Source organism: Curtobacterium sp. MCBD17_013 (assembly GCF_003234565.1).
In the GTDB taxonomy this organism is placed as follows: domain Bacteria; phylum Actinomycetota; class Actinomycetes; order Actinomycetales; family Microbacteriaceae; genus Curtobacterium.
The window spans coordinates 120243-146524 of record NZ_QKTU01000001.1 but is presented as its reverse complement, the minus strand read 5'-3'; the positions used below and the strand labels follow the sequence as shown (position 1 = coordinate 146524).

The 26282-nt window shown below is 73.6% G+C and carries 27 protein-coding genes; 14 read left to right on the top strand and 13 right to left on the bottom strand.

From position 1 onward, the window contains the following. The 4 genes from DEI81_RS00620 to DEI81_RS16110 all read left to right on the top strand — a co-directional run bounded on the left by DEI81_RS00620 (position 1) and on the right by DEI81_RS16110 (position 2091). On the top strand, positions 1–1239 hold the full coding sequence (locus tag DEI81_RS00620) for a hypothetical protein (RefSeq protein WP_111008578.1): 1239 nt from the start codon (positions 1–3) through the stop codon (positions 1237–1239). A 275-nt stretch (positions 1240–1514) separates the two neighbouring features. Next, a complete protein-coding gene (locus tag DEI81_RS16115; protein ID WP_181434666.1) occupies positions 1515–1682 on the top strand; it encodes a hypothetical protein in 168 nt (55 codons plus the stop codon). After that, a complete protein-coding gene (locus DEI81_RS00615) occupies positions 1679–1945 on the top strand; it encodes a hypothetical protein (RefSeq protein WP_111008577.1) in 267 nt (88 codons plus the stop codon). Before DEI81_RS16115 ends, DEI81_RS00615 begins: the two co-directional genes overlap by 4 nt. Further along, positions 1942–2091, top strand: a complete 150-nt coding sequence (locus DEI81_RS16110; RefSeq protein WP_181435283.1) for a hypothetical protein — start codon at positions 1942–1944, stop codon at positions 2089–2091. Before DEI81_RS00615 ends, DEI81_RS16110 begins: the two co-directional genes overlap by 4 nt. 119 nt (positions 2092–2210) lie before the next feature. On the opposite strand, the gene ligD is transcribed toward DEI81_RS16110, so the two are convergent. Continuing rightward, positions 2211–3236 (bottom strand): non-homologous end-joining DNA ligase, encoded by a 1026-nt coding sequence (gene ligD, locus DEI81_RS00610; RefSeq protein WP_111008576.1) that lies wholly within the window; start codon positions 3234–3236, stop codon positions 2211–2213. A gap of 193 nt (positions 3237–3429) precedes the next feature. On the opposite strand from ligD, the gene DEI81_RS00605 reads away from it, so the two are divergent. Together DEI81_RS00605 and DEI81_RS00600 are read left to right on the top strand one after the other, a co-directional pair. Beyond that, a complete protein-coding gene (locus tag DEI81_RS00605; protein WP_111008575.1) occupies positions 3430–3609 on the top strand; it encodes a CopG family transcriptional regulator in 180 nt (59 codons plus the stop codon). Then, positions 3606–4310, top strand: a complete 705-nt coding sequence (locus tag DEI81_RS00600; protein WP_111008574.1) for a hypothetical protein — start codon at positions 3606–3608, stop codon at positions 4308–4310. The genes DEI81_RS00605 and DEI81_RS00600 overlap by 4 nt, the downstream gene beginning before the upstream one ends. 194 nt (positions 4311–4504) lie before the next feature. Here the strand turns inward: DEI81_RS00600 and DEI81_RS00595 are convergent, their stop codons facing one another. After that, positions 4505–5134, bottom strand: a complete 630-nt coding sequence (locus tag DEI81_RS00595; protein WP_258368389.1) for a G5 domain-containing protein — start codon at positions 5132–5134, stop codon at positions 4505–4507. 189 nt (positions 5135–5323) lie between these two features. Here DEI81_RS00595 and DEI81_RS00590 point away from each other — a divergent pair, with 189 nt between their 5' ends. Continuing rightward, on the top strand, positions 5324–6565 hold the full coding sequence (locus DEI81_RS00590; RefSeq protein WP_258368388.1) for a glycosyltransferase: 1242 nt from the start codon (positions 5324–5326) through the stop codon (positions 6563–6565). A gap of 5 nt (positions 6566–6570) precedes the next feature. Next, positions 6571–7602 carry a DUF1524 domain-containing protein gene (locus DEI81_RS00585; RefSeq protein ID WP_309146657.1) on the top strand — a complete coding sequence of 344 codons (1032 nt, stop codon included), beginning with the start codon at positions 6571–6573 and terminating at the stop codon, positions 7600–7602. 16 nt (positions 7603–7618) lie between these two features. Here the strand turns inward: DEI81_RS00585 and DEI81_RS00580 are convergent, their stop codons facing one another. Then, positions 7619–8110, bottom strand: coding sequence for an SRPBCC domain-containing protein (locus tag DEI81_RS00580; protein WP_111008572.1), 492 nt, complete (start codon positions 8108–8110; stop codon positions 7619–7621). A gap of 150 nt (positions 8111–8260) precedes the next feature. Here DEI81_RS00580 and DEI81_RS00575 point away from each other — a divergent pair, with 150 nt between their 5' ends. Further along, positions 8261–8899, top strand: a complete 639-nt coding sequence (locus DEI81_RS00575) for a uracil-DNA glycosylase (RefSeq protein ID WP_111008571.1) — start codon at positions 8261–8263, stop codon at positions 8897–8899. Positions 8900–8910: 11 nt separating this feature from the next. Here DEI81_RS00575 and DEI81_RS00570 read toward each other — a convergent pair whose 3' ends face one another. From DEI81_RS00570 to DEI81_RS00555, 4 genes are all read right to left on the bottom strand, one after another. After that, entirely contained in the window at positions 8911–9552 is a 642-nt protein-coding gene (locus DEI81_RS00570) for a hypothetical protein (protein ID WP_111008570.1), read from the bottom strand. Positions 9553–9588: 36 nt separating this feature from the next. Further along, the gene (locus DEI81_RS00565) at positions 9589–10008 is read right to left on the bottom strand and encodes a DUF6892 domain-containing protein (protein ID WP_111008569.1); all 420 of its coding nucleotides are present in this window, start codon (positions 10006–10008) and stop codon (positions 9589–9591) included. Positions 10009–10050: 42 nt separating this feature from the next. Beyond that, entirely contained in the window at positions 10051–12861 is a 2811-nt protein-coding gene (locus DEI81_RS00560; RefSeq protein WP_181435282.1) for a non-ribosomal peptide synthetase, read from the bottom strand. Positions 12862–13154: 293 nt separating this feature from the next. Continuing rightward, complete coding sequence (locus tag DEI81_RS00555) at positions 13155–14093, bottom strand: ADP-ribosylglycohydrolase family protein (RefSeq protein WP_111008567.1); 939 nt, start codon at positions 14091–14093, stop codon at positions 13155–13157. 388 nt (positions 14094–14481) lie between these two features. Here DEI81_RS00555 and DEI81_RS00550 point away from each other — a divergent pair, with 388 nt between their 5' ends. Then, positions 14482–15090 (top strand): hypothetical protein, encoded by a 609-nt coding sequence (locus tag DEI81_RS00550; protein ID WP_146243973.1) that lies wholly within the window; start codon positions 14482–14484, stop codon positions 15088–15090. 10 nt (positions 15091–15100) lie between these two features. On the opposite strand, the gene DEI81_RS00545 is transcribed toward DEI81_RS00550, so the two are convergent. The 3 genes from DEI81_RS00545 to DEI81_RS00535 form a co-directional block, all read right to left on the bottom strand. Further along, positions 15101–15613 (bottom strand): DUF427 domain-containing protein, encoded by a 513-nt coding sequence (locus tag DEI81_RS00545; RefSeq protein WP_111008565.1) that lies wholly within the window; start codon positions 15611–15613, stop codon positions 15101–15103. Positions 15614–15707: 94 nt separating this feature from the next. After that, complete coding sequence (locus DEI81_RS00540; RefSeq protein ID WP_111008564.1) at positions 15708–16136, bottom strand: hypothetical protein; 429 nt, start codon at positions 16134–16136, stop codon at positions 15708–15710. Between the two features lie 143 nt (positions 16137–16279). Further along, on the bottom strand, positions 16280–17416 hold the full coding sequence (locus DEI81_RS00535; protein ID WP_111008563.1) for an acyl-CoA dehydrogenase family protein: 1137 nt from the start codon (positions 17414–17416) through the stop codon (positions 16280–16282). Positions 17417–17508: 92 nt separating this feature from the next. Between DEI81_RS00535 and DEI81_RS00530 the strand changes: the two genes are divergently transcribed. The 3 genes from DEI81_RS00530 to DEI81_RS00520 are packed head-to-tail and all read left to right on the top strand — an operon-like array spanning position 17509 to position 21250. After that, positions 17509–18123 carry a 2Fe-2S iron-sulfur cluster-binding protein gene (locus DEI81_RS00530; protein WP_111008562.1) on the top strand — a complete coding sequence of 205 codons (615 nt, stop codon included), beginning with the start codon at positions 17509–17511 and terminating at the stop codon, positions 18121–18123. Next, positions 18120–19160 carry a xanthine dehydrogenase family protein subunit M gene (locus DEI81_RS00525; protein ID WP_111008561.1) on the top strand — a complete coding sequence of 347 codons (1041 nt, stop codon included), beginning with the start codon at positions 18120–18122 and terminating at the stop codon, positions 19158–19160. The genes DEI81_RS00530 and DEI81_RS00525 overlap by 4 nt, the downstream gene beginning before the upstream one ends. Continuing rightward, a complete protein-coding gene (locus tag DEI81_RS00520) occupies positions 19157–21250 on the top strand; it encodes a xanthine dehydrogenase family protein molybdopterin-binding subunit (protein WP_111008560.1) in 2094 nt (697 codons plus the stop codon). The genes DEI81_RS00525 and DEI81_RS00520 overlap by 4 nt, the downstream gene beginning before the upstream one ends. Positions 21251–21261: 11 nt before the next feature. Here DEI81_RS00520 and DEI81_RS00515 read toward each other — a convergent pair whose 3' ends face one another. From DEI81_RS00515 to DEI81_RS00505, 3 genes are all read right to left on the bottom strand, one after another. Beyond that, positions 21262–22245 (bottom strand): XdhC family protein, encoded by a 984-nt coding sequence (locus DEI81_RS00515; RefSeq protein WP_258368386.1) that lies wholly within the window; start codon positions 22243–22245, stop codon positions 21262–21264. Between the two features lie 112 nt (positions 22246–22357). After that, the gene (locus tag DEI81_RS00510) at positions 22358–22546 is read right to left on the bottom strand and encodes a hypothetical protein (RefSeq protein WP_111008559.1); all 189 of its coding nucleotides are present in this window, start codon (positions 22544–22546) and stop codon (positions 22358–22360) included. 1 nt (position 22547) lies between these two features. Continuing rightward, the gene (locus DEI81_RS00505) at positions 22548–25085 is read right to left on the bottom strand and encodes a carboxylate--amine ligase/circularly permuted type 2 ATP-grasp protein (RefSeq protein WP_111008558.1); all 2538 of its coding nucleotides are present in this window, start codon (positions 25083–25085) and stop codon (positions 22548–22550) included. A gap of 178 nt (positions 25086–25263) precedes the next feature. On the opposite strand from DEI81_RS00505, the gene DEI81_RS00500 reads away from it, so the two are divergent. Further along, positions 25264–26232, top strand: coding sequence for a TIGR03557 family F420-dependent LLM class oxidoreductase (locus DEI81_RS00500; RefSeq protein ID WP_111008557.1), 969 nt, complete (start codon positions 25264–25266; stop codon positions 26230–26232). The last annotated feature ends 50 nt before the right edge of the window (positions 26233–26282 follow it).

Here is a 26282-nt window from a genome sequence, read left to right as displayed (position 1 = left end):
GTGGGTGCCTGGGACCTCGTCGAGCGGGGACGACCGCGTGGCCGCGACGGCCTCTGGTCCGACCGCGCGCCCGGACGGCTCACGATCCCGCGTCCGGGCGCGGCGACCCTCGTCGTGCTCGGCGGCTACGCGGTGTCGCGGGTGCTCGCGACCGGCCTGCTGCTCACCGCCTGGATCGTGAGCGGCGGCGTCCACGACGCACACGCGACCCTCCGGGCTCCAGGCGGGTTCGGCGGGTTCCTCACGGCCTGGGACGGCGCCTGGTACCGGCGGATCGCCCTGCACGGCTACCCGTCGGACCTGCCCGTGACGGGCGGTGCGGTGCAGAAGAGCGTGTGGGCGTTCCTCCCGGCGTACCCGGCCGTGGTGCGCGCGCTCATGTCGATGACCTCGCTCGGATACGCACCGGCCGCGGTGACCGTGTCGGTGGTGGCGGGCGGCGCGGCCACGGTCGTCCTGCACCGGCTGCTCGCGGAGCGGTTCGGCAGCCGTCCGGCGATGTGGGGCGCGCTGTTCTTCGCGTTCGGACCGCTCGGGTTCCTGTTCCAGGTCGCGTACGCCGAGTCCCTGTTCCTCGCGCTCGTGTTCGCCGCACTCCTGGCGGTGCTCCGGGGCCGGCCGCTCGTGGCGATGCCGTTCGGGGTGGCCGCGGCGTTCACGCACCCCGGTGCCCTCGCGGTGCCGGCCGCCCTCGCGGCGGTGTGGGTGGCGTCACTCGTGCGTCGACGGCCGCTGCCGCTCCGGACGCACCTCGCGGTGGTCGCGTCCGGTCTCGTGACCGCGGCGGCAGGACTCGCGTGGCCGGTCGTCGTGACGCTCGTCACCGGCCGCGGCGACGGCTACGTGGCCACGGAGACCGCCTGGTGGCGGGACTACATCGGGGACGCCGCCGCGGTGTTCCGCCCGCTGACGCCGTGGTTCCTGTTCGCGGAACGGCTCGTCGGCGGCTGGGGCGTGCCGATCGTCGCACTGCTCCTCGTCGCCGTCGGCTGGTGTCTGGCGTTCCGGAGTCGTGCACTCGGCGTCGGGATCGGGGCGTTCGTCGTCGCGTACGTCGCGTACCTCGTCGCGGTGTTCCTGCCGCAGCAGAGCACCTTCCGCATGTTGCTGCCGCTGTCCCCGGTGCTCGGGACCCCTGCGCTGTCCGCCTCACCGCGTCGCGCGACGGCGACGTTGGTCGTCGGCATCGCGTTCCAGCCGATCGCGATCTGGGCGCTCTGGGTCGCCTGGCCACCCTGACCCGCGGTTCCCGATCGGACTGTCCCGTTCACGCGGCCGTCCCCCCGAGGAGGGGCACGGTTCACCCAGCGATGCGACGATCAGCGGGTCGAGGACGCCGATCAGTGCCTTCCGTGTCGCCCGGCGCCGGGGAAACAAACCGACTGTCCGAATTCCGCACAGTTCTCCTCCATAGTTAGGCGAACTAGTAACTCCGTGCCACAGTTGTTCCAGGTCGGAGATAGTCTCCGAACCGAACGAGTTCCTGGGCACTGCCCTTCGAGAACAGGACCACCATGAGCACGCATCTCCTCCCCGTCCGTCACACGGCGCAGCGCAGCCCGTTCACGGAGATCCGGGAGGCGCGGCACCAGCGCGCACTCGTCGCCAGCGCGACCGTGACCGGCATCGTCAGCGTCACCGTCGCGAGCCTCGCGCTCGTCACCCTCGGGCTCGGCGCGTGAACGCCCCCGCCATCGTCACGCCGCTCATCGAGCGCGCCGCCGCTCCGGCACCGACGACCACCTGGGCCCTCGCGGACGAGGGTCTCTGGGTCGCGACGCACGCCGGGTACTTCGGCGGCACCATCGACCAGCACGGCGCGCACCACTACGCGATGGACACCTTCGGGCGCTACGTCGGGGACTTCTCGACGCTCGACCTCGCGAAGCAGCACCTCATCGAGCACATGACCACGCTCTTCGGCACGGAAGGAATGGCAGCATGAACGGCATCGACGGCATCAGCGACGCGCACCGCGGGACGTGGTCGCGCTTGACCCGCCTCCACACGGCGAGCGCGGGCCTCCCGACGCAGACCAAGCGCACCGAGGACGGGCGCACCGCCCGCGACGAGGCAACGCTCGGCCTGTAGGAACCGATCGGCACCGCAGCCCAGATCGCACATCGCGCCGCTCACCTCCGGGTGCAGCGGCGCGTTCTGCATTCTCGGCGCGGAGACGCGGCGCGTTCTGCGATCTCGGCCGGGGCGCGTCAGGCCTGCTGCTTGCGCGCCCGCGACGGCTGGACGCGGGGCGGCTCCCCCGGCATCTTCGGGTAGTCGGGCGGGAACGGCATCTCGCCCAGACCGGCAGCGAGGTCCCGCTCCCACCATGCCAGCAACGCGTCGATGCGGGCGGGCTGCGCGTGCATGTCCTCCCACGGGTCACCGACGGCGCGGAGTCGCTCCGGGATCGTACGCACCGTGTGTGTCCGCGGGTCGGTCTCCGACAGTTCCTCCCATCGGAGCGGGGTCGAGACGGACGCGTGCGGGAGTGCTCGGGGGCTGTAGGCACCGGCGATCGTCCGATCCCGGTTCGCCTGGTTGAAGTCGACGAAGATCCGCTCGCCGCGCTCTTCCTTCCACCACGCGGTCGTCACCTGCTCCGGCATCCGACGTTCGAGTTCGCGGGCGGCGGCGATCACCGCGTGCCGCACGTCGAGGAACTCCCATTCGGGCTCGATCGGCGCGTACACGTGCAGGCCGCGGTTCCCCGAGGTCTTGATCCACGCGGTCAACCCCGCTTCGTCGAGGACCTTCCGCAGCTCGAGCGCGGCGGGGACGGCGTCGTGGAAGTCGGTGCCCGGTTGCGGGTCGAGGTCGATCCGCAGCTGGTCCGGGTGGTCGCTCCGCTCGGCCCGTGACGCCCAGGGGTGGAACACGACGGTGTTCATCTGCGCCGCCCACACCGCCGCGGCGGGCTCGTCGATGATCATCTGCGGGTGTGCGCGGGCGCTCGGGTAGGTCACGGTCACGGCGCGCACGTAGTCGGGCGCGCCCTTCGGCGGGTTCTTCGAGAAGAACTGCTCGCCGTCGACGCCCTCGGGGAACCGCTGGAGCGACACCGGCCGGTCCCCGTTCGCGCGCACGAACGCGTCCCCCACGGCGACGAGATAGTGCGCGAGGTCGAGCTTCGTCAGCCCGAGCTGCGGCCACAGCACGCGGTCGGGGCTCGAGATCCGGACCTCGCGGTCGCCGTCCGGTCCGGGCACCGTCAGCATCGTCGCGTTGCTCGCCATCCGTGCAACCTACGCCGGCCGACCGGGAGGCGCGGCACCGCCCCGCACACCGGCGTCGGTCCGGTCCCGCCCGTCCAGACCGCTTCCATCGAGTCGGGGGGGCCGGCGCCCGGCGGGCCTCGGTCGCCGTCGCCCGACCGGCACCATGGACACCACCATGGACACCCGGGTCGTCTCGGTCTAGATTGCTAGCATGGTAGCCAGTAACGGCAGCAAGGTGCAGTTCAACGTGTACCTGCCGGCCGAACTCGTCCGCGAGCTCAAGCACCGCGCCATCGACGAGGGGGTCTCGCTCTCGTCGCTCGTCGAACACGTGATGTCCACGTACCTGTCGGGTGCTGAGGCCGCCCCGACGGAGGGGGAACGGCCATGACCACCATCCGCAGCATCCTGGACACCGCCCACCCCGCCGCGTGGCACGACCTCGCGACGGCGCTCGGGCTCCGACGGCACGATGCCCCTGCCGACGACGACTGGACGGAGTTCGACGGCGACGGGGTCCTCGCCATCCGCGGCGTCGATGCCGGAGCGGTCGACGACGGACGGGTCGATCTGCAGGTGCTGGTGGCGGACCTCCCGGCAGTGCGGCGCTCGCTCGAGGGCACCGGAGTCGCGGTCCGGACCACCACGCTCGCCGACGGCGGCGAGATGCTCGCCGTCGACGTCGCCGGTGCTCCCGTCACCATCACCACCGCGGACCGTGCAGCCGCCGGCGGTGCGAGCAGCGTCATGCCCATCCGGTACGCGTCGTCGGTCGCGGACGCCGCACGCGTGTTCCGTGCGGTGGGCCTCCGACCCCGGATCGCGGCCGACGGCGGCGGATGGGCGGACTTCACCGCGGACGACGGCGGCCTCGCGGCCCTGCACCTCGGGGAGGACGGCCGCACCGAGCTGTCGTTCGAGCACCACGGCGACCTCGACGCACTCGCCGCACGTCTCCGCGCCGGCGGGTACGAGGCGGACGTGGTCGACGAGGCGTACAACCGGACCGTCCTCGTGACCACGCCCGACGGCTGGCGACTGTGGGTCAACGGAGCCCAGGAGGACCTCCACGGGTACTCGCGTCAGGACTGAGCCCAGCCCCAGGCCGACCGCGGCCCGCTCGCCCTGCCCCGCGTCCGCTCGGTCCTCCCGCGAGATCGCAGAAGGTGTCGCTCCGGGTCCGGTCGAAGCGGCAACGACCGCGACCTCCGTGGGCTCCGGAGGCGGGTGGCTCCGGAGCGGCCCGACCGCCTGTCTGGCAGTCCGGCCCCGTTGACTGGGCGGCGTCAGGGGATGGTGTTCCAGTGGTAGTCACCTCGAGCGTCCGCACCGTGGCCGCCGCACCGGTACGACGTCCCGGAGGCCGACTGAGCGACCTGACCGACCTGACTCGACGAGCAGTAGGCACCCGGAGTGATGACCGCGCTCTGCGCCGGGGCGGGCGCCGGTGCCGGTGCCGGTGCCGGTGCGACGTACGTGCCCACGGAGGTCACCTGCGTCACGGGCGGTGTCGTCACGACCTGGCTGACCGCTGCGCGCCCGGTCTCGACGCCGTCCGTGTACGTGACGCGGTAGGTCGTGGTCCGGACTCCGTTGACGCCCGTGGTCGTGATCACCGAGGTGCCCTTGGCCCGAGTCGCGTCGTCGAGCGTCGTCGAAGCGAACGGGATCGCCGCGGTCGTGGTGACGAGCTTCGTCGTGACGATCGGAGTCGGCGTCGGGCTCGAGGAAGCGACCCGGTGTTCGCGCTCGTGCTCGTGCTCGTGCTCGTGCTGCACGGTGGACGCTGTCGAGGATGCGACGGCGTGCGGCTCGGACGTCGCTGCAGCACACCCCGCACCGACCACCAGCAGGACCGCTGCTCCGGCCGTCGCGACGGTCGCCCTCACCCGTCGGGACATCGTCTTCCAGGACATCGCCACCCCCATGCTCGTCATCGCGCGGGACAAGTGTCGTCCCACGAAAGGGGGACAACCACCCCCCGTACGAGGGTCACGAGATCGCAGCCGGTGTCGCTTTAATGGGGATCGAAGCGGCAACGACTGCGATCTCGATGAGATGGGAAGCGGGGCCGGGCGCGACCCGCTCGCCAGTAGGCTGACTCGGTGACCGACACCCCCGCCACCCCGCTCCGGATCGCGCTCGTGTCGCTGCACACCTCCCCCGGGGACGAGCCCGGTTCCGGCGAGGTCGGTGGGATGAACGTCGTCGTGCGACACCAGGCCGAGGCGCTCGCGGACCTCGGGCATCGGGTCGAGATCGTCACCCGCCGGTCGTCACCGACGCAGCCGGACTCCGTCGAGATCGTCGCGGGCGTGTGCCTCCGATTCCTGTCGGCCGGGCCCGCACAGCCGGTCCCGAAGGGCGAACACGACGCCTTCATCGAGCCGTTCCGGGCGGGACTGGCGGAGCTCGGTCCGTACGACGTGTTCCACGCCCACCACTGGTTCTCGGGCATGGCCGCGCTGCCGGTGGCTCGGGAGCGCGGGGTCCCCCACGTGCAGTCCTTCCACTCGATCGCCGCCGACGCAGCGACTCCGCTGTCCGAGGGCGAGCGCCCCGAGTCGGCGGGCCGGATGGAGGGCGAGGCGTTCCTGGCGCGCGAGTCGGACGCCGTCGTCGCGATCAGCGAGGCCGAGGCCGACACCGTCCGCTCCCGGCTCGGCGCCGCAGCGAAGCGGGTGGTCATCGTGCCACCCGGTGTCGACGGCTCGGTGTTCCGTCCGGCGAGCGCCGCGACCCGCGCCGCCGCCCACGACCGCCCCCGCTACGTCGTCGCGGCCGCGCGCGTACAGCCCCTCAAGGGCCTCGACCTGGCGATCGCCGCGGTCGCCGCCGTTCCCGAGGCCGTTCGGCCGGACCTGGTGATCGCGGGCGATGCGTCGAGCGAGGCGACCGGATACGTCGAGGAGCTCCGCGGGCTCGCGGATCGACTCGGCATCGGGGACCGGGTCCGGTTCGTCGGTCCGCAGTCGCGCCCGGACCTGGCGATGCTGTTCCGCAACGCGGGACTCGTGCTCGTGCCGTCGCACTCCGAGACGTACGGTCTCGTCGCGCTCGAGGGCTCCGCGTCCGGCGTGCCGGTGGTCGCCGCCGCCGCGGGTGGCCTGCGCGAGGCGGTCGTGGACGGTGAGACCGGCGTCGTCGTGGAGTCGCGCGACCCGGACGTCTGGGCGGGCGTCATCGCGACCGTCCTGACCGATCCGGCGCTCGCGGACCAGCTCGCCGCGGCGGGGCGGGAGCGCGCGGAGCGGCTCAGCTGGGAGCGGTCCGCCGAGGGACTCGTCGAGACCTACCGGTCGGTGATCGCGCGCGTCGAGGAGCGCCGGCGCTCCGCGTCCGCGTGAGCGGCGTGCTCCGGCGAGTCGTCCGGGCGGCGCTCGTCACCGGGACCCTGTGCCTGCTGACCGGGTGCTCGGCGGTGAGCGGCAGCGTGCCTCCCGGCTCCGGCACCGGCGGCATCGGCGGGGCGGGCACCGCTGCTGCCGGCCCCGGCGCGGTGAGCGTGAGCGCTGCCGCGAGCGCGGGGACCGCTCCGGGTGCCGCCGACACCCCCTCCACGGCGACGGGCACCGCCGTCGCCCTGCTGGCGACGCTGCCCGTCAAGGGTCGCGCCGCGGCGACCGGGTACGACCGCGTCGGCGACTTCGGCACCGCCTGGCTCGACCGCGACCACGACGGATGTGACACCCGCGACGACGTCCTGGCGCGCGATCTCACGGACGTCGAGCGCCCGGGAGGCTGCCGGGTGCTGTCCGGCACCCTCGTGTCGCCCTACACGGGAGCGGCGATCCGGTTCACGCGCGGCGCGACGACCTCGGCCGCCGTGCAGATCGACCACGTCGTGGCGCTCGAGGACGCCTGGCAGACGGGGGCGCAGCAGCTCGACCAGGAGGCTCGGGAGGACCTGGCGAACGACCCGGGCAACCTCCTGGCGGTCGACGGGCCGTCGAACGAGCAGAAGGGGTCCGGTGATGCCGCCACATGGCTGCCGCACGTCGTCGCGTTCCGGTGCTCCTACGTGGCCCGGCAGGTCGCGGTGAAGGCCGCGTACGGACTCTGGGTCACCCCAGCCGAACACGACGCGGTCGCCCGGATCCTGGCGACCTGCCCGATGCAGCCCGCGGTCCGCACGGCGTTCTCGGCCCGACCGGGAGGCACGGCCGCCGGAAGCGGGTCGGGCGGCGCCGCCGTCGTCCCGGCTCCGGCGACTCCTGCGGCTCCCGGAGCGCCGGCTGCGACACCTGCCGGTCCGACCCCGGCACCGAGCTTCGCGAACTGTGCGGCGGTCCGGGCAGCCGGTGCGGCACCGCTCCACGTCGGCGACCCGGGGTACTCGCGCCAGCTCGACCGCGACGGCGACGGCGCGGCCTGCGAGGACTGACCGCGGACGGCCCGTGCTACCCCTGACCGGCGAGGAGCTCGTCGATCCGCTCGAAGTCCTCGTCCATCCCGGCGTCGATCCCGCTCGCGAGGACGGCGTCGCAGGCCTCCTTCGAGGCGTGGGTCGAGGTGATCTCGAGCGCGGATCGCCCGCCCTCGAGGTCCACGAACCGCAGGGTCTCGAGCGTCACCCCGCTCTCGCCCTCGTACTCCCACGTGTGGACGATGCGACCCGGTACGACCTCGTGGTACGAGCCACGGAAGGCCCAGCCGTCGCCGTTCGCCGCCTCGACGACGTAGCGGAACGCACCGCCGGTCACCGCGTCGAACCGGTCGAGCCGGACGGTGGTGCCGTGGGGCCCCATCCACCGGACGAAGCGCTCGGGATCGGTGTGGGCGCGTTGCACGGCGCTCGCTGGAGCGTCGAACTCACGACGGTGCCGAACGCTCTGGTCGCCGACGCGGGTGTGCTCCGTCTCGGCCGGGCCGCGGGGGTCGTCCTGAGGCATCGGGGGTCCTTCCGGATTCGGCCGCGGCGGTGCGGCCGGGTTCGTCGTGCTCGTGTCAGCGCGCGGCAGCACCGTATTCGGGCTCGCGGTCGGACGTCAAGGACCGCGACGGTCGTGCTCGGCCGATGGTGCGAGCGGCAGGATGGGGACATGCCCCTCGACCTCGCCGCGTTCTGGTCGGCGCTCGACGCGGTCCCGGTGCCCGACGACGCCGAGGCGTTGTACGACGCGTCGGCGGAGGGCACGCTCCGACGCGGCAACCTCGACCGGTACCTGCGGCTGCTCGCCGACGCCGGATCGACCGTGCTGCTCGTCGCCGAGGCCCCCGGCTGGCGGGGCATGACGAACACGGGCCTGCCGTTCGTCAGCGTGCGGGAACTCGACGCGCGCCCGGGGATCGTGACCGGGGCCGCCGAGGGTGACGGCTTCGCGCGACCGCCGGCGCCGACCGCGCCGTGGGAGGCATCCTCGCGGGTGGTCTGGGCCGCGCTCCGGGACTGGGCGGGGCCGCTGCCCGTCGCGTGGCCGGTGTACCCGCACCACCCGTTCACCGCGCCCGACCGACGCACGAACCGGACGCCCCGACCGGCCGAGGTCCGAGCCGGCGCTCCCGCGACGCTCGCGCTGCTCGAGGCGCTGCGCATCGAGCACGTCGTCGCCGTGGGGCGGAAGGCCCAGGGAGCGCTCGCCACCGCCGGCATCGACGCGGTCGCCGTCCGCCACCCCGCCCAGGGCGGCGCACGACAGTTCACGGACCAGCTCGCCGCGTTCTCCGCAGCCGTCCGCTGAGCCGGCGCGGATCAGGGCGCGGGACGGCTCGCGGACACGTCGCCTCCGCTCGCACCGTCGGCCGGGAGGAACGGGTACCGCCATCGGGACGTCGGCCCGTCCGGTGTCGCCCGCCACGTCACCGTCAGGGTCCGGTCCCGCGTCGCGGCGTCGGGGACGGCCCGGAACGCGAGGGACTCCCCCGCGGCGAGGTCCGCCGGCGGCTCGGACACGACGACCGGCATGGTCGGGTCCGCCGTCAGACGCACGTCGAACGCGCTCGCCGTGCCGGTGTTCCGGAGGACGGCAGCGCCGTCCGGCGCCGACGCGATCCGCCACGAGACGGACGGAGCCGGAGGGACCGACGCGGCACGGGCCTCCCGGCCGGCGTCCGACGGAGCGGGCGTGGACGGCGGACCCCCGCCTGGTCGTGCCAGGCGTTCGAGCGCGCCGGCGATGCGCTCGAGGGTGTCGATGGACAGCGCCGAGGTGCGCTCGGCCCGTTCGGCGCTCGCGGCGGCGGCGAGCCGGTCCTGCTCGGCAGCTCGACGGGCGCGCTCGGCGGTCCGGGCGTCACGCTGCTGCTGCCGCGCGGTGTACACCCACGACACGACCACGCCGAGCAGCGCGACGACGGTCCCGACGACCTGGATCCACGTGTCGATGCCGCTCATGCCGACACCCTGCCGGACACCCCCGACACCGCCGCCCTACGTGGTCTCGATCGTCACGCCCTTGGCACGGAGCTCGGCGTCGACGTGCGCGGGCAACGGCGCGGACGTCCACACGGTCTCGAGCGCCGGCAACTCCACGATGTCGCTCCACGTCAGCGGGTCGTGCCGGTCGTCGTCCCCGCTCCAGTCGGGATCGACGTCGCCGTAGATCTGGAGGTCCCCGTCGACGGTCAGCTGCGTCACCAGCGCGAGCTGCGAGGGCAGGACCTCGAGGTCCTCGTAGTACTCGCGGGCGAGCTGCCCGGAGCCCTCGACGACCTCGTCCTCGTCCTCGGCGTCCTCGTGCGCCGCACCCGCGTACGGTTCGAGGACGTCGAGGTCGTAGCACAGCGCCTCGAGGACGATGAGCTTGGCGTTCTGGTCGGCGAAGTCGTACGGCTCCTCGGGCGTTTCCATGCCCGGGATCGTATCCCCGCCGTCGGTGCCGTGGCCGTGCGGTCAGATCCCCGTGACGTCGTGGAGCATCGCCGCGAGTTCGGTCACGTGGGGTTCGCGGAGCAGGGAACTGTGTTCGCTCGCGAGCCGGGGGAACCGCATCTCGCCGCGCAGGTAGGGGCGCCACGAGTCCGGCCCGTCCGGGTTGCCGTCGGCGAACACGAACGTGACCGTGCCGTCGTACGGGCGCACCCGGTGCCGGCGGACCATCACCGAGGCCTGGTCGAAGAACGCGTCGAAGTGGTCCTGTCCCCGGTACCGGACGACCCCCGCCGTGTAGGCGCGGAGCCGGCGGGACACCCGCTTGACCTGCGGGAGTCCACCCGGCAGGACCCTGCGGAGCTGTTGTTCCGCGCCGCGGCGCACCGCGTTGAGCACCCGCGACCCGTGCTCGCGCTCCGGCAGTCGGGCGAACTCGAGCGCGCCCTGCTCCGCCGTGCTCCGCGGCAGGTAGGTGTCCAGGAGCACGACGTGCTCGACGGTCTCCCCGTTCTCGGCGAGGGTCGTCGCGATCTCGAGGGCGATCAGGCCGCCGAGCGAGTGCCCGATGAGCCGGTACGGGCCGTGCGGCTGGACCACGCGCATGAGTTCGATGAACCGACGCGCCGCCGCGGGGACGCTCCAGTCCGGCAGACTGCGCCGCTCGAGGCCGTGCTGCTGGAACACGTACACGTCGTGGTCGGCCAGGTGCCGGGCCAGGGGCACGAACGTCAGGCCGAGGGCGCCGGCACCGGGGAAGCAGAACACGGGCGCGCCGCCGCCACTCGTCAGCTTGACGACGTCGGGGTGGCTCGGCACGGCTCGGGTCCCGGCACGGACCCGCCGCGCGAAGTCCGCCAGGGTCGGATGCTCGAGGATCTCGGCGGACCGCACCTCGACTCCGATCCGGTCGGACACGGCGGCGAGCATCTCCTCCGCGGCCAGGGAGTCCCCGCCGAGCGACGCGAAGTCGTCCTCCGGCGCGACGGCGGGCAGCCCGAGGACCTCGGCCCAGATCTGCCCGACGGCGAGTTCCCACTGGTCGTGGGTGGTCTCGTCCATCGTGGCGACCGCGCCGTCGCCCCCACCGGCGTCGTCTCCGGTCCCGGCGGCCGGGGGCGGCGGGAGCTCGGCGCGGTCGACCTTGCCGCGCTCGTTCCGCGGCAGCGCCACCATCGGCACGATCGTCCCGGGCACCATGTAGGCGGGGAGTTCGGCACGCAGGGCACGTCGGATCGCAGCGGGCGACGCCGTGCGCCGCCCGGCTCGACCGACGACGTAGGCGACGAGGCGCGTGGATGCCCCGGGTTGCACGATCGCGGTGACCACGGCCTCCTGGACCGTGTCGATGCGGCGGATGGCGGCCTCGATCTCGCTCGGCTCGACGAGGTACCCGCGGACCTTGACCGCGTCGTCGGCCCGACCGAGGAGCGTGAGTTTGCCGTCCTCGTCGATCCGCGCGAGGTCGCCCTGCTTCCAGGTGGCCCGGCCGTCCTCGGCGATCCCGGCACGGAGCGCCGTCTGCTCGTACGCGCCCCAGTAGCCCGGGGTCACCGCGTCGGACACGCACAGCAACTGGCCGGTCTCGCCGACCGCCGCGGTGGTGCCGTCCTCGCGGAGGATCCGGATCTCCTTGTCGAACGCCGGCTCGCCCGCCGGGATGCTCCCCTCGGGCACCGGATCGCCCGGCGCGATCTCGTTGAAGGCGAGCGACGCGGTCTCGCTCGACCCGGTGAAGTTGAAGAACGACGTCGTCGGGCCGAACAGCGGTCGCACCGCCGCGACGTCGGTCCCCGTCACGGCCTCACCGACGGTGGCGAACACCCGGAGCCCGCGGAGCCGGTCGTCGTCGGGTCCGAGCGCGTCGGCGATCGTCCGGGCGAGGTGCGGGGTGGTCTGCAACACGGTGATGCCGCGCTCCGCGATGCGGTCGACGAGTCCGAGCACCCCGGCGTCACGCGCGTCGAGCAGGTGCGCCTCGGCACCCGAGTGGATCGTGCCGAACGCCATGGCGAACCCCGCGGCGAAGCCGACGGGCAGCACGACGGCGGAGCGCTCGCCGGGAGCGAGCCCGAGGCGCTCGCGGTAGCCGGTGACGTCCGCGAGCATCGCTCGGTGGCTCGTCACGACGCCCTTCGGCGCGCCCGTCGAGCCCGACGTGAACACGATGTTGAAGCCGTCCGTGCCGCCGCGCTCGAGGGCGGCGGGCACGACCCGGATCGGCCCGCCCGCTGCGGCGATCGACTGGGCCTCGTCGAGCATCGGGTCGAGCGGGAGGACCGCGGCCGGACCCGCCACGAGCGTCGCCGCGAGCGCGCGGTGCGCCTCGTCCGCGACGATCTCGGTGATGCCCGCGAGCGCGATGACGTGCCGGATCCGTGCCTCTGGCAGATGGGCGTCGAGGACGACGAGCAGCCGGCCGGCGAACGCGAGACCGAGGACGCCGAGCACACCGCCGCTCGTCTGGCTGGCCATGATCCCGACCGGCACCGGCCCGTCACCGGGCTCGGGGCCGACGCCGGCCGCGCTGTGGTCGTCCGGCCGGAGGCGCTCGTCGAGGAGTGCGCCGAGGGCGCGGCTGATCTCGTCGGCCTGCCGGTAGGTCACCGTCGTGTGCTCGTCGGACAGCGCGATCTCGTCCGGCCACCTGGCTGCGGTGCGGGCCCAGCGTTCGAGCAGGGAATGCTCGGGCATGAGCTCGCCCTGCCGCGAGGACTCGGCCGGCGGCGCGATCGCGACGGCGGGGTGTCGGTCGTCGGGCGCGGCACCGACGGACGATCGAGGCGCGCCGCCGGCGGTCGTCGAGGACAGCGTGGTCGCTCTGCGCTCGGACATGGTGGTGTCCTCGTCGGTTCCGGTGCGCGTCGGGGCAGCGCGGTCCGGAACCATCGCGGCGCCTGGGTGGGCGTCGTGCATGGGCAGAACCTCCCGTTTCGGGTCGGGGGTCGTGTTCGGGTGGTGCGACCCTACCCTGCCGCTCACAGCTCGTCCATAGCGCGTGGGGTTCCGGCAGTGGTCGGACGATCGGCGGACGAGACCCGTACCCCGCGCGCCGGCACCGTCGCAGGGCCCGGCAGCGGGCACCGGACGACGACCGGAACCGGTCCACCGAGTCCCCCGGGAGCCGGTCAGTGCGTGGTCGCGAGCGCCCGCGCGGTCAGGGTCCGGAGCCAGTCGATGCGCTTGCCGGGCCAGCCGTGCACCACCGCGAGCCACTCATCGGGCAGGGCGCCCGCCCCGTACCGGGCGCCGGCGAGGCTGCCCGCGATCGCCGCGACGGTGTCGGTGTCGTTCCCGCCCCGGACCGCGCGCTCGAGGACGTCGACGAGGTCGCTGCCGCGGGTGACGGCGGAGACGGCCCCCTGGAGCGCCGCCACGACCCAGCCGTTCCGGTCGGCGAAGTCCGCCGGGTTCGACTGCTCGGCCTCATCGAGGAGCGCGAGCCACCGGGCGCGGCGTGCCCGCGGCAGGAGCGGGATCCCCGTCCGGACGTCGACGTGGCCCTTCCGGACCGCGCGGCGGATCGCGGCCGTCCAGAGCACGCAGGCGTCACCGGCGTCGTCCTCGTGGTGCGTCAGTTCCGAGACCCGTCGGGCCGCCGCGGCGAGTCCCCGCTTCGTGCCGTCTCCGAGGTACGCGAGCGCGACGGGCCCGGTCCGCATGAGCGACCCGTTGCCAGCGGACCGGCCGTTCGCCTGGTGCACCGCGAGTGCGGCGGCGCGGGCAGCGGCCTCGGTGTTGGCGTCGAGCTCGGCGAACACCGCGCGGGTCTGGACACCGGCGTCGGGGGCGTCCTGCGCCCAGTCGGCCCACTCCGCCACGATGCGTCCGAGCGTCCGGGCGTCGTCGAGGCGATCGCCGCGCGCGAGGGCCTCGAGCACGGGGATCCCCATCGCGGTGTCGTCGGTCCATTCCCCCGGCGCGGTACCCGTGGGTCCGCCACCCCGCATGCGCACGGGCGCGTCCTGGGCGAGCGGCGGTCCGAACTCGTAGCCGGCGCCGAGGGCGTCACCGCATGCGGCGGCGAGCACCGACCCCAGCGCGCGATCACGCACGTCGTCGTCCATCGAGCCTCCCGGGGCAACGCTACCGGGCGCGTGGGCCCCGCCGTCGATCGTGACGTCGCCCCGGACGGGGGCATGTCGCTTCGGGTGACGCACGGGAGGATCACTTACTGTCATGCCCGTCCGCCCGCGACCGAACCCCGTCGCGTCCGCTCCCGGAAGGTCCGCACGCCCCGTGATCCCGACCGCGCCCAGCCCCGTCCGCGACGCCGTGCTCGACCGCACAGGACAGCGCAGCACGGGACAGCGCAGCACGGGACAGCGCAGCACGGGACAGGGCAGCACGGCTCGCGCCGGTGCGACCGGCGGTCGCCGGACCACGGGCCGCTCGACCCGGGCGCGCCGACGACCGCGGCGCACCAGCGCTGCCCCGGGCCGGTTCGGACGTCGCGTGGCCGTCGGGGTCGTCTCGGTCTTCGGCGCCGGCGTCGTCGCGGCGGCGATCGGGGTCGTGGTGCTCGTCGTCATCGCGGTGAACTCCCTGCACGGGCTCGTCGGTGCCGGGACCACGGCGACGGCGATCACGTGCCCCGCGGTCCCCGCGAAGACCGTCGGCGGCATGGTGGTCCCCCGGGGTCCGGTCGCGGGCTACTGTCAGGACCGCCTCGTCAACGCCGCGTACGTCATCGAGGCCGCTCAGTCGCTCGGCATCGGCCCGCACACCCAGGCCGTCGGGGTGATGACGGCGATGGGCGAGTCCGGGCTCGTGGACCTCGACCACGGGGACGCGGCCGGTCCGGACAGCAGGGGCCTGTTCCAGCAGCGGGACAACGGCGCGTGGGGGACGTACGCCCAGCGCATGGACCCGTACACGGCAGCGACGATGTTCTTCCGGAAGCTCGTGAGCATCCCGGGCTGGAAGACGATGACCCCGACCCAGGCCGCACACGCCGTGCAGGTGAACGCCGACCCGGACCACTACGCCCGGTACTGGCCCGGGGCCGTGCAGATCGTCGAACGCCTGACCGGCGAGGACGTCCCCGAGGTCGCGCCGCAGTAGCCCACGGCGGTCACCACCCGAGCGTGCCCGGGGCCCCCTTGAACGGGCCCACCACGCGGGACGTCACCCAGCCGCCGTAGAAGTCGCCCGGCTGTGGCTCCACCCGTTCCCCGTCGACCTCGCAGTCGTCCACGGCCCCCGGGTAGACGGCGACCCGGTCGGCGAGGACCTCGTACCCGGCCCAGGGACTCGGGTAGCGCCAGGCCGCGCGTGGCACCGTCCGGCCGCCCCCGTGCAGGTCGAGGTATCCGGCCCGGCCCTTGAACTCACACATGCTCACGCCCTCCGCCGGGGTGAGGGCGCCGGGGGCGAACCCGGACAGCGGGAGGTAGTACACGGGTGGATGGCTCGTCTCGAGCACGCGGACGGCATCCCGCGTGTCGGCGACGACGACGCCGCCGAGCCGGACCACGACGTGTTCGGCGGTCGACTCGACCCGCGGTGGGCGCGGGTAGTCCCAGACGGACTCCTGACCGGGTCCCGGGACCACCGGGACCAGGCCCTTCGGGCGGGTGCTGGCCATGTGCCCCCGTCTACTCGCGCCGCCCGGGAGGCGCCTCCCGCCACCCGGCAGCCTGCAGCCTGCAGCCGCAGGGATCCTGCCGCCACCGGGGGTGTCATGCCGCGACCGCGCCGAGTGCCGGGAGGAGCGCCACGCCGTCGTCGGACACGAGCACCTGCGCGCGCAGCGGCACCGCGGCTCGAGCGAAGGCGACCGTGACGGCCTCGGCCCACGCCCGGTCGCGATCGCGGGGTGCGGATGAGCCGGGCCGTTCCCACGCCACGATCACCTGGGTGGCGCCGACGTCGGGCACGATCTCGCCCATGGCCTGCGCGAACTGCGCCACGCCGTCGGGCTCGGGAGCGGCGGGGAGGTCGTCGATGGGCACGAGCACCTGCACCGGCACGGCGTCCTCGCCCAGGAACAACAGCCAGCACTGTCGGCGGACGACGGGCAGGAGCAGCGCCCGGACGAGGGCGAGCACGTCCGCGTCGGTCTGGACGGGGCGGTCACGGAGCGTTTCGAGTGCGTTCTGATCGGTCATGGGACCGAGCCTGGCCGTGTGGCGGAGCCGCTCCGGGCCTCCCGGTCGGGCCTGTGGACCGCGCGACCGAGGCCCGCCCTGTGGACGGCGAGGACGAGCGCCGATCCCGGGTCAAGGGCCCGTGCCGGCCGCGGAGACGCGGGTCAGAGCCCAAGCCCGCGCCCGATGATCTCGCGCTGCACCTCGTTCGCGCCGCCGTAGATCGTCGTGGCGACCGCGGTCCGCAGCTGCTGCTCCATGCCCGCGGCCGAGCCGTACCCGGATCCACCCATGAGCTGCACGGCCTCGAGCGTCGTGTGCTTGTACGTCTCGGTGGCGCGCAGCTTCGCCATCGACGCCTCGGTGTTGAGCCGGTCCTCCTCGCCCGCGTCGACACGGTCGGCGATCTCGTACGCGTACGCGCGACACACCGCGACGTCGGACGCGAGGTCGGCGATGCGGTGCCGCACCGCCTGCTTCCGCGACAGCGGCGCCCCGAACTGCTCGCGCGTCGTGACGTGCGCGATGAGCTGGTCGAGCGCCCGCTGGGCCGCCCCGACGCTCATGGCGGCGATGATGACGCGCTCGACCGCCAGGCCGCGGCCGATGTGTCGCCACGCCTCACCGCGTGTCCCCACCACCGCGGACGACGGCACGCGCACGCCCGACAGGAACACGTCGTTCACCATGTGGGCGCCCATCGTCTCGATCGGGCGCACCGTCACACCCGGGGCGTCGGCGGGGACCATGAACAGCGTCAGCCCGTCGTGCCGGACACCGCTGTCGTCCGTCCGGGCGAGCACGAGCAGGTGGCGCGCCAGGTGCGCGAACGAGATCCACGTCTTGCGGCCGTCGAGCACCCAGTCGTCGCCGTCCCGGGAGGCGCGGGTCGTCGCCGCGGCCAGGTCCGACCCCGCCTCGGGCTCGGTGAACGTGACCGACTCGGCATGCCCGGAGACGATCGAGGTCACGATGGTCCGGCGCTGGTCGGCGTCGCCCCACTTGAGGTAGCTCTGCGCGGCGGTCAACGCCGTCGAGTAGGCCGTGAGCGGCACGCCCGCGCGCGCCGTCTCCTCCAGGAGCAGGCACTCCTCGGTGAACGTCCGTCCGCCGCCACCGTCGGCCACGGGCAGCGACACCCCGAGCAGACCCCGGTCGGCGAACAGCGCGAAGGCCTCGGGTGCGTTGAGCGCGGTGTCGTCGCGGGACAGGCGGCGGCGGGCCTCCTCGTCCGGGACGAGCTCGGCGCACGCGGCACGCACTGCGTCGAGGTACGACCGCTGCTGCTCGGTCAGGCGCATGGACTCCTCCTCAGGGACGAGCCGACGGTACTCCGTCCACAGGAACGCTCCTGCCTCCGGACACACCAGCCGACCATGGGTACGTTCCACCCATGGACGCTTCGGTGCGGGATGCAGTACCCACGACGGCGGTGACGCTGCGGATCAACGGCGAGGACCGCCCGCTGGTGGTGGACAACCGTACGTCGTTGCTCGACGTGCTCCGCGAGCGGCTCGACCTCATCGGCTCGAAGAAGGGCTGCGACCACGGCCAGTGCGGCGCGTGCACGGTGCTCCTCGACGGCCGCCGCGTGAACAGCTGTCTCGTGCTCGCGGTCGCGGCGGAGGGCAGCGCCGTGACGACCATCGAGGGACTCGCGGACGGTGACGATCTCCATCCGGTGCAGGTGGCCTTCCTCGAGCGCGACGCGTACCAGTGCGGGTACTGCACGCCGGGCCAGATCTGCTCGACCATCGGCGCGCTCCGCGAGGCTCGTGCGGGGATGCCGAGCCACGTCACCACCGACCTCGCGGCCGACGAGATCGTCCTCGATGACGCCGAGATCAGGGAACGGATGAGCGGCAACATCTGCCGCTGCGGTGCGTACGTCAACATCGTGGCCGCGGTCCACGACGCCGACGCCGCCGACGCGGTCCACGTGCACACCGAGACCGACGACACCGACGGCACGCAGCGGCGTGACGAGACGACAGGGGCTGCACGATGAAGACGTTCGAGTACGAGCGCGCGACGGACGTCGACGACGCGGTCCGGCGACTCGCGGCGGAGCCGACGGCCAAGCCCCTCGCCGGCGGCACGAACCTGGTCGACCTCATGAAGCTCGGCGTCGAGCGGCCCGATCGCCTGGTCGACGTGTCCCACCTCGGTCTGACGGACGTCGTGGAGGAGCCCGACGGCTCGCTCACCATCGGCGCGGGCGTGCTCAACGCCGACCTCGCCGCGCATCCGGCCGTCCGTACGCGCTTCCCGGTGTTGAGCCGCGCACTCCTCGCCGGGGCGTCCGGACAGCTCCGGAACCGGGCGACCACCGCCGGCAACCTCCTCCAGCGGACCCGGTGCGTGTACTTCAACGACGTGAGCAAGCCGTGCAACAAGCGGGAGCCCGGGACCGGCTGTCCGGCGATCGAGGGCCTGTCGCGCGAACTCGCCGTGCTCGGCACGTCCCACTCGTGCATCGCGACGCACCCCGGCGACATGGCCGTGGCGCTCACCGCACTCGACGCGACCGTGCACTTCACGACCACGGAGGGGCCGTCCTCGCTCCGGATCGGCGACTTCTACCGGCTCCCCGGCGACGAGCCGGAGCGTGACACGAACCTGCCGGTCGGCGCGGTCATCACCGCCGTGACGATCCCCGCGCTGCCGTTCGCCGCCCACTCGACGTACCGCAAGGCCCGCGACCGCCGGTCCTACGCCTTCGCACTCGCCTCCGTCGCGGCCGCGATCGACGTCGACGGCGACGTCGTCCGCGACGTCCGGATCGCGTTCGGTGCCGCGTCGCACAAGCCGTGGCGCGCCTCCGCCGCCGAGGACGCGTTGCGGGGCGGCCCCGTGACCCTGTCGGCGTTCGCCGCGGCTGCCGACGCCGAGCTGGCCGCCGCGACCCCGACCGACCAGAACGCGTTCAAGGTCCCGCTGCTGCGGCGGCTCGTCGTCGGCGTCCTCGCCGAACTCACGGGCGTCGACGACGCCGCCGGCCCGACGAATGGTCGCGCCGCGGACACCGGCGCGGCCGCGGCGTGACCGCGATCGGGGCTCCCCTCGCCCGCCTCGAGGGGCGGGAGAAGACCACCGGCATCGCGCGGTACGCCTTCGAGCAGGGGCCGGAGGACGACGTCCTCTACGCCTGGCCGGTGCAGGCCTCCGTCGTGACGGGTCGGATCGTCGCCACGAACGCCGACGAGGTCCGCGCCATGCCCGGCGTGGTCACGGTGCTCACCCACGAGGACGCGCCGCGCCTGCAGGAGTCGGACGACGCCGAGTTGCTCGTGCTGCAGTCCGACCGGATCGCGTACCGGGGCCAGGTGGTCGCCCTCGTCGTGGCCGAGACCCTCGAGACCGCCCGCGAGGCGGCAGCCCGGTTCGTGCCCGAGTACGCCGAGGAGGGCATGGACGTCGTCCTCACCGAGGACCACCCGAAGCTCTACGCGCCCGAGCAGGTGAACGCGGGGTTCGCCACCGACTCGAGCGAGGGGGACGTCGACGCCGCCCTCGCCACGGCGGCCACGAGCATCGACGCGACGTACCGGACGCCCGCGCTCTTCAACAACCCGATGGAACCCCACGCGACCACCGCGCACTGGCACGACGGCCGGTTGGACGTGGTCGACGCGTCGCAGGGCACGAGCCCCGACCAGTCGACGATCGTCTCGCTGTTCGGGCTCGACCCCTCGTCCGTACGCGTCCGGGCCGAACACGTCGGCGGCGGGTTCGGGTCGAAGGGATCCCCACGGCCGAACGTCCCGCTCGCCGTGATGGCGACGATGGCCACGGGTCGACCCGTCAAGATCGCCTACACGCGGCAGATGATGTTCGCGATCGCGGGCTACCGCACGCCGACGATCTCGCGCATGCGGCTCGGGCTCGACACCGACGGCCACCTGACGGCGGTGTCGCACCAGGCGTACTCGCACACGTCGAGCATCCAGGAGTTCGCGGAGCAGACCGGCGAGGTCACCCGGCACATGTACGGGGCTCCGAACATGCTCGTCACGCACCGCCTCGCAGGCCTCGACGTCCCGACGCCGCGGTGGATGCGGGCCCCGGGCGAGTGCCCCGGCATGTACGCACTCGAGTCCGCGATGGACGAACTCGCGATCGCCGCGGGGATCGACCCCGTCGAGCTCCGCGTGCGCAACGACCCGGAGGTCGACCCGGAGTCCGGGCAGCCCTTCAGCAGCCGGAACCTCGTCGCCTGCCTGCGCCGGGGCGCCGAGCTGTTCGGGTGGGACGGCCGCGACCCACGGCCCGGCGTTCGACGCGAAGGCCGATGGCTCGTCGGCACCGGTGTGGCTGCGTCGTCGTACCCCGCGATGGCCCAGCAGAGCGGTGCCCGGGCGACGGCGCTGCCCGGCGGACGCTACGCGATCGGTGTCAACGCGACGGACATCGGCACCGGCGCGCGCACGGTGATGGCGCAGATCGCCGCCGACGCGCTGGACGTCCCCGTCGAGGCGATCGACATCAGCATCGCGGACAGCGACCTGCCCGTCGCGTCCGTCGCGGGCGGCTCGTCCGGCACGGCGTCCTGGGGGTGGGCCGTCACGAAGGCGTGCCGCCACCTCACCGCGCTGCTCGACGAGGGTCAGCCGGTGCCGCCCGAGGGCCTGGAGGTGGTGGTCGACACCACCGAGGACGTCGCCGCCATGGGCCCGTACGTCCGTCAGGCGTTCGGCGCGCAGTTCGTCGAGGCGCGGGTCGACCTGGACTCGGGTGAGGTCGTGGTCCCCCGCATGGTCGGGGTGTTCGCGGCGGGACGGATCATGAACCCCCGCACCGCTCGATCGCAGTTCGTCGGCGGCATGACCATGGGCCTGTCGATGGCCCTGCACGAGCACGGCCTGCTCGATCCCGTGCTCGGGGACTACGGCAACCACGACCTGGCGACCTACCACGTGGCGGCGAACGCCGACGTCGAGGACCTGCACGTCGAGTGGCTCGACGAACGCGACGACCACCTCGCGCCGATGGGCGGCAAGGGGATCGGCGAGATCGGGATCGTCGGGGCCGCAGCCGCCGTCACCAACGCCGTGTGGCACGCGACCGGTGTCCGCATCCGCTCGCTGCCCGTGCAGCCGGACAAGCTCGTCGGGGCGCTGCCCTCGCGGGCCTGACGCCGACCGGGTCAGGACGCGGTGGACGCCGCCCGCGCCGGGTGGATGTTCCCTGAGCGCTCCCGGAGCGGCCGCGCACTGGTGGCGTTCCTCGTTGCGAGCACCTCGGCGAGGATCGACACGGCGACCTCCTCCGGGGTCTCCGCACCGAGGTCCAGGCCGATCGGCGACCGCAGTCGTGCGACGTCCGTCACGCCCAGCCCGGCGAGTTCCTGCATCCGCCGCTCGTGCGTGCGCCGCGATCCCATGGCCCCGACGTACCCGGCGCCCCGCTCGAGGGCGAGCGCGACGACCTCGGCGTCGAACCGGTCGTCGTGGCTCACGACCACGACCGCGGTGTCGGCGTCCAGCCCGGCGCACGCGAGCCACGTCGGCGGCCAGGCGACCACCACCTCGGCCGCGGCGGGGAACCGTTCCGGGGTCGCGAACACCGGGCGGGGGTCGCAGACCGTCACCCGGTAGCCGAGGGTCGACGCCGCGTTGGTGAGTGCGACCGCGAACTCGACCGCGCCGACGACGACCATGCGCGGTGCCGGCTCGTTGCGCTCGGTGGCGCTCCGGACGTCCGAGCACTCGTCCGGCCGGGCCACGATCGCTCCGAGCCGGGGACCCTCGAGGACCCGCGTCACGCGGGCAGGACGCCCGGCCGCGGCTCGGCGCAGGGCGTCGACGGCGACCAGGTCGTCGCGCGTGAGGCGGGTCGCGAGGACCTCGACCCGTCCACCGCAGGCCAGGCCGACCGCGAACGGGTGGTCGTCGTGGCCGAAGGACTCGAGTTCCGCGACGCCGGACGCGAGGACCCGCTCGCACATCTCGTAGACGGCGCCCTCGACACAGCCCCCGGAGATGCTCCCGATCACGGTGCCGTCGACGGTGACGGCCATCGAGGTCCCGGCGCCGCGGGGCGCGCTCCCGTCCACGCCCACGGCCGTCGCGACGGCGACGGCCTCGCCTGCGTCGAGTCGGGCGAGGATCCGGTCGGCGATCTCGAACACGTGCTGGTCCTCCCGGTCGTCGTGTCGGCCGCACCCGCTCCGGGTGCGGCGGTCCGGGCCTCCCGACCCGACCCTCACAGCCAACCACCGGTGGCGGCGGTCGGCCACAGCGTCAGCCGGCGCCGAGCACGTCGGCCAGGAACCGGACCATCGTCGCCACGAGCGTCCGTCGCGACGTGTCGGTGTCCGCGCCGGCAGCGTGGACGCGAACCGGATGCGGTCCCGCGTGAGTGACACGCATCGGCACGCCGACCTCGGCGGGACGGCCGTCGGAGCGGAGCTCCCCCGCGAGTCCGCACATGTCAGTCCCCTCCCACGATCCACGTGTCCTTCGCTCCGCCGCCCCGGGACGAGTTGACGACCATGCTGCCCTCGGGCGCGACCCGGGTCAGCGCGACGTCGGCGAGTCGCGCCTCGTCCGCTCCGGTCCCCGTGAGGTACACGAACGCGCGGAGGTCGACGTGCCGGGGTTCGAGCCCGGCGGGCGTGAGCGTCGGGTGCGAGGACAGCTGGACGACCTCCTGCGCCACCCACGCCTCGGGAGCGGCGGCGATGGCGGTCCGCCGGTCGGCGACCTCCTCCGCGGTGGCGCTCGGTCCGATGAGCACACCGCGGCCGCCCTCGCCGTCGACGGGCTTCGTCACGAGCTCGCCGACGCGCTCGAGGACGGTGAGACGCTCCGACTCGTCCCGCGTCCGGTACGTCGGCACGGACTCGAGCAACGGTCGCTCGTCGAGGTAGTACCAGATGAGGTCCTGCACCGAGACGTACATCGACTTGTCGTCGGCCAGACCGTTGCCCGGGCCGTTCGCGAGGAACACGTCCCCCGCGGCGGCGACCGCGAGGACGTGCTCGCCGAGGTCCGGGTCGGCGTCGTTCGCCATGTCGACCACCTCGCCGTCGATGCGGATCAGAAGGGCGTCGACGACGCGACCGGTCGATCGCTCGACGACCCGGGCCTCCCGGACGGCGACGTCGTCGGGGGTGAGCAGCAGCATGCCCGCCTCGTCCGCCAAGGTGTGGTGCTCGTACCAGGCCTCGCTCGACGGACCGCTCGTCAGCACCGCGAGCGTCGGCTCCGCGACGCCGCGGGCGCGTGCCGGGGCGGCCAGGGTCGCGCGCAACAGCGGCAGGACGCTCCGCGGGTCCCGGAGCCCCGTCGGGCGAGGCGCGTCCGGCAGGACGTCGTCGATGAGCCGCCGCACCGCGAGCGCGTACGCCACGCCGCTCGGTGAGCGGACGTTGTCCTCGAGGACCCGCCATCCGCCGAACTCGTTGCGGACGACGTCGAACCCCTGCACCGCGGCCCGGACCGTGCCCGCCGGCAGCCGCGTGGCCTCATCGCGCCACCCGGCCGCGCCGACGACGTCGGACTCACGCAGCACACCGTCGGCGACGATCCGCCGATCGCCGTACGCGTCCTGGAGGAACGCCTCGATCGCGCGTGCCCGTTGCGTCAGCCCGCGCTGCAGCTGGCCCCACTCGTACGGGTTGACGATGCGCGGGACGAGGTCGCAGTGGAACGGCTGACGGGCACCACCGATGACGAACCCGAGCTGCTCCCGCTCCGTCCACGCGTCGCGGGCGGCGCACCGGGCGAGCGCCTCGTCGCCGTCCCACCCACGGAGGTACCCGGCGAGGTCACGGAAGACCGGGCGCGGGGAGGCACCCGGCCCGACCGCCTCGTCGCCCGCGCGCACGTGGTACCCGGGGATGGCGACCGCGCGCTCGTCGGCGCCGACGTCGGGATCGCTCCGGGACTCGCGGACCACCAGGTCGACGACGTCGTCGAGCTCCCCCCGCTCGGCGTACGCCGTGCGCTGCCGGTCCGCCGAGTTGCCGCGGGCCAGCGTCTCCTCGACGAGCGCCCCGACCATGCCCCAGTCCCCGAGCTCCTCGAGCTGCGGACGGAGGCGGTCGACGAGCTGCCGCACCGCCACGTGGGCCGGGAGCCGCTCGGGGTGTTCGCCGAGCCCGACGAGCTCGCCCGAGAGGCCGCCACGGGCCGCCTGCCACATCGCCGCCCGGTGCAGGGGCTCCCGGCGGGGGCGCCACTCGTCACCGCGCTCGATGTCCTGCTCCGCGCGGCGGACCGCGGCGCGGAACAGGCCCGCGATGAGCACGGCATCGTCGACGATCGGCGTCGCGTCGCACACCCGCAGCTCGAGCGTCGGGGCGTGCGAGGACGGCCGGACGTCGAAGTACGCCATCTTGGAGTCGGCGATCACCCCGCTCGCGATGAGGTCCTGCAGCATCCGGTCGTACTCGGCCGCGCTCGTCATCCGGCCGAACGAACCCGCGGTGGGCCAGCGCTGCCAGATGATGCTGCGGATGCTCGCGTACCCGGTGTCCTGGCCGTTCCAGTACGGGCTGCTCGCGCTCAGGGCGAGCAGCACCGGCAGCGCGGGGGCGACCCGCTGGGCGATCTGCACCGCCAGGTCGCGGTCGCTCACGCCGACGTGGATCTGCAGCCCGCAGATGAGCTGCTCGTCGACGAGCATCCGGTACTGCTCCTGCATGCGCCCGTATCGGCCGGTCGACGTCAGCTCGAAGTCGGCGAACTCCGAGCGCGGCGCCGTCCCGACGCTCCCGATCGCGAGCCCGTGCGGGGCGATCGCCGCCGTCAGGTCCGTCCGGAGGCGGACGATCTCGGTCCGGAGGTCCGCGAGGTCCCGCACCACCGGCACGTTCGTCTCGATCGTCGTCCGCTGCAGCTCGGCGCCGTACCGGTCGGGCGGCAGGCCCGGGAGGAGCTGGGGGGCCTTGGCGGACAACCGCCCTGTCCGCAGGTCGATGAGGTGGAGCTCTTCCTCGGCGCCCAGCGTCAGCTCTGCACTCATCCCTGCACGCTACGCGGGCGGCGTGTCGGCGGGGTGTCCGGGCCGTGTCGGCGGTGTTTCCCCGATCCCGGGCCGCCGCGGAGCACCCGTGGCACCCGATCCGGGGCGGCAGGATGCGCGCTCGTGGCCGTCGAGGCGTAGACGAGGAATCCGGACACCGTTGACGAGGAGCACCCTGATGACGAACTTCGGCTACACCCTGATGACCGAGCAGAGCGGCCCCCGCGAGCTCGTCCGGTACGCGCAGAAGGCCGAGGACGTCGGATACGACTTCGAGGTGTCGAGCGACCACGCCTTCCCCTGGCTCGAGAGCATGGGGCACGCCCCCTACGCCTGGACCGTCCTCGGCGCCGTGGCGCAGGTGACGAGCACGGTCGAGCTCATGACCTACGTGACCTGCCCGACGATCCGGTACCACCCGGCCGTGGTCGCACAGAAGGCCGCGACGCTCCAGATCCTGTCCGAGGGCCGGTTCACGCTCGGGCTCGGTGCCGGCGAGAACCTCAACGAGCACATCGTCGGGGAACGCTGGCCCGCGGTCGGCGAACGACAGGACATGCTCGAGGAGGCCATCCACATCATCCGCGCGCTCGAGTCCGGTGACGTCGTGACGTGGGAGGGCACGCACTTCCGCGTCGACCAGGCGAAGCTCTGGGACGTCCCGGACGGCGGGGTCCCGATCGGCGTCGCGGTGTCCGGCGCGAAGGGCATCGAGCGGTTCGCACCCCTCGGCGACCACATGATCACCACCGATCCCGTGCCCGAGCTCGTGCAGGGGTGGGACGAGCACCACCAGGGCGCCCCGTCACGCAAGATCGGCCAGATCCCGATCTGCTGGGACCCCGACGAGGACGCCGCGGTCGTGCGGGCACACGACCTGTTCCGCTGGTTCGCCGGCGGCTGGCACGTCAACGCGGACCTGCCCACCCCCGCGTCGTTCGACAGCGCCAGCCAGTTCGTGCGTCCCGAGGACGTCGCGGAGTCGATCGCGTGCGGCCCCGACCTCGACCGACTCGCCGAGAGCGTGCGGCCGTTCCTCGACGCCGGTTTCACCGACATCGCGATCGTCCAGGTCGGCGACGAGGGTCAGGACCGGTTCCTCGACGAGGCCGCCGGTCCCCTCCTGGAGAAGCTCCGCGCGCTGTGACGACCGTCGACGCGCACACCGCCCAGCGGGAGGGGTGCATCATTGATGAG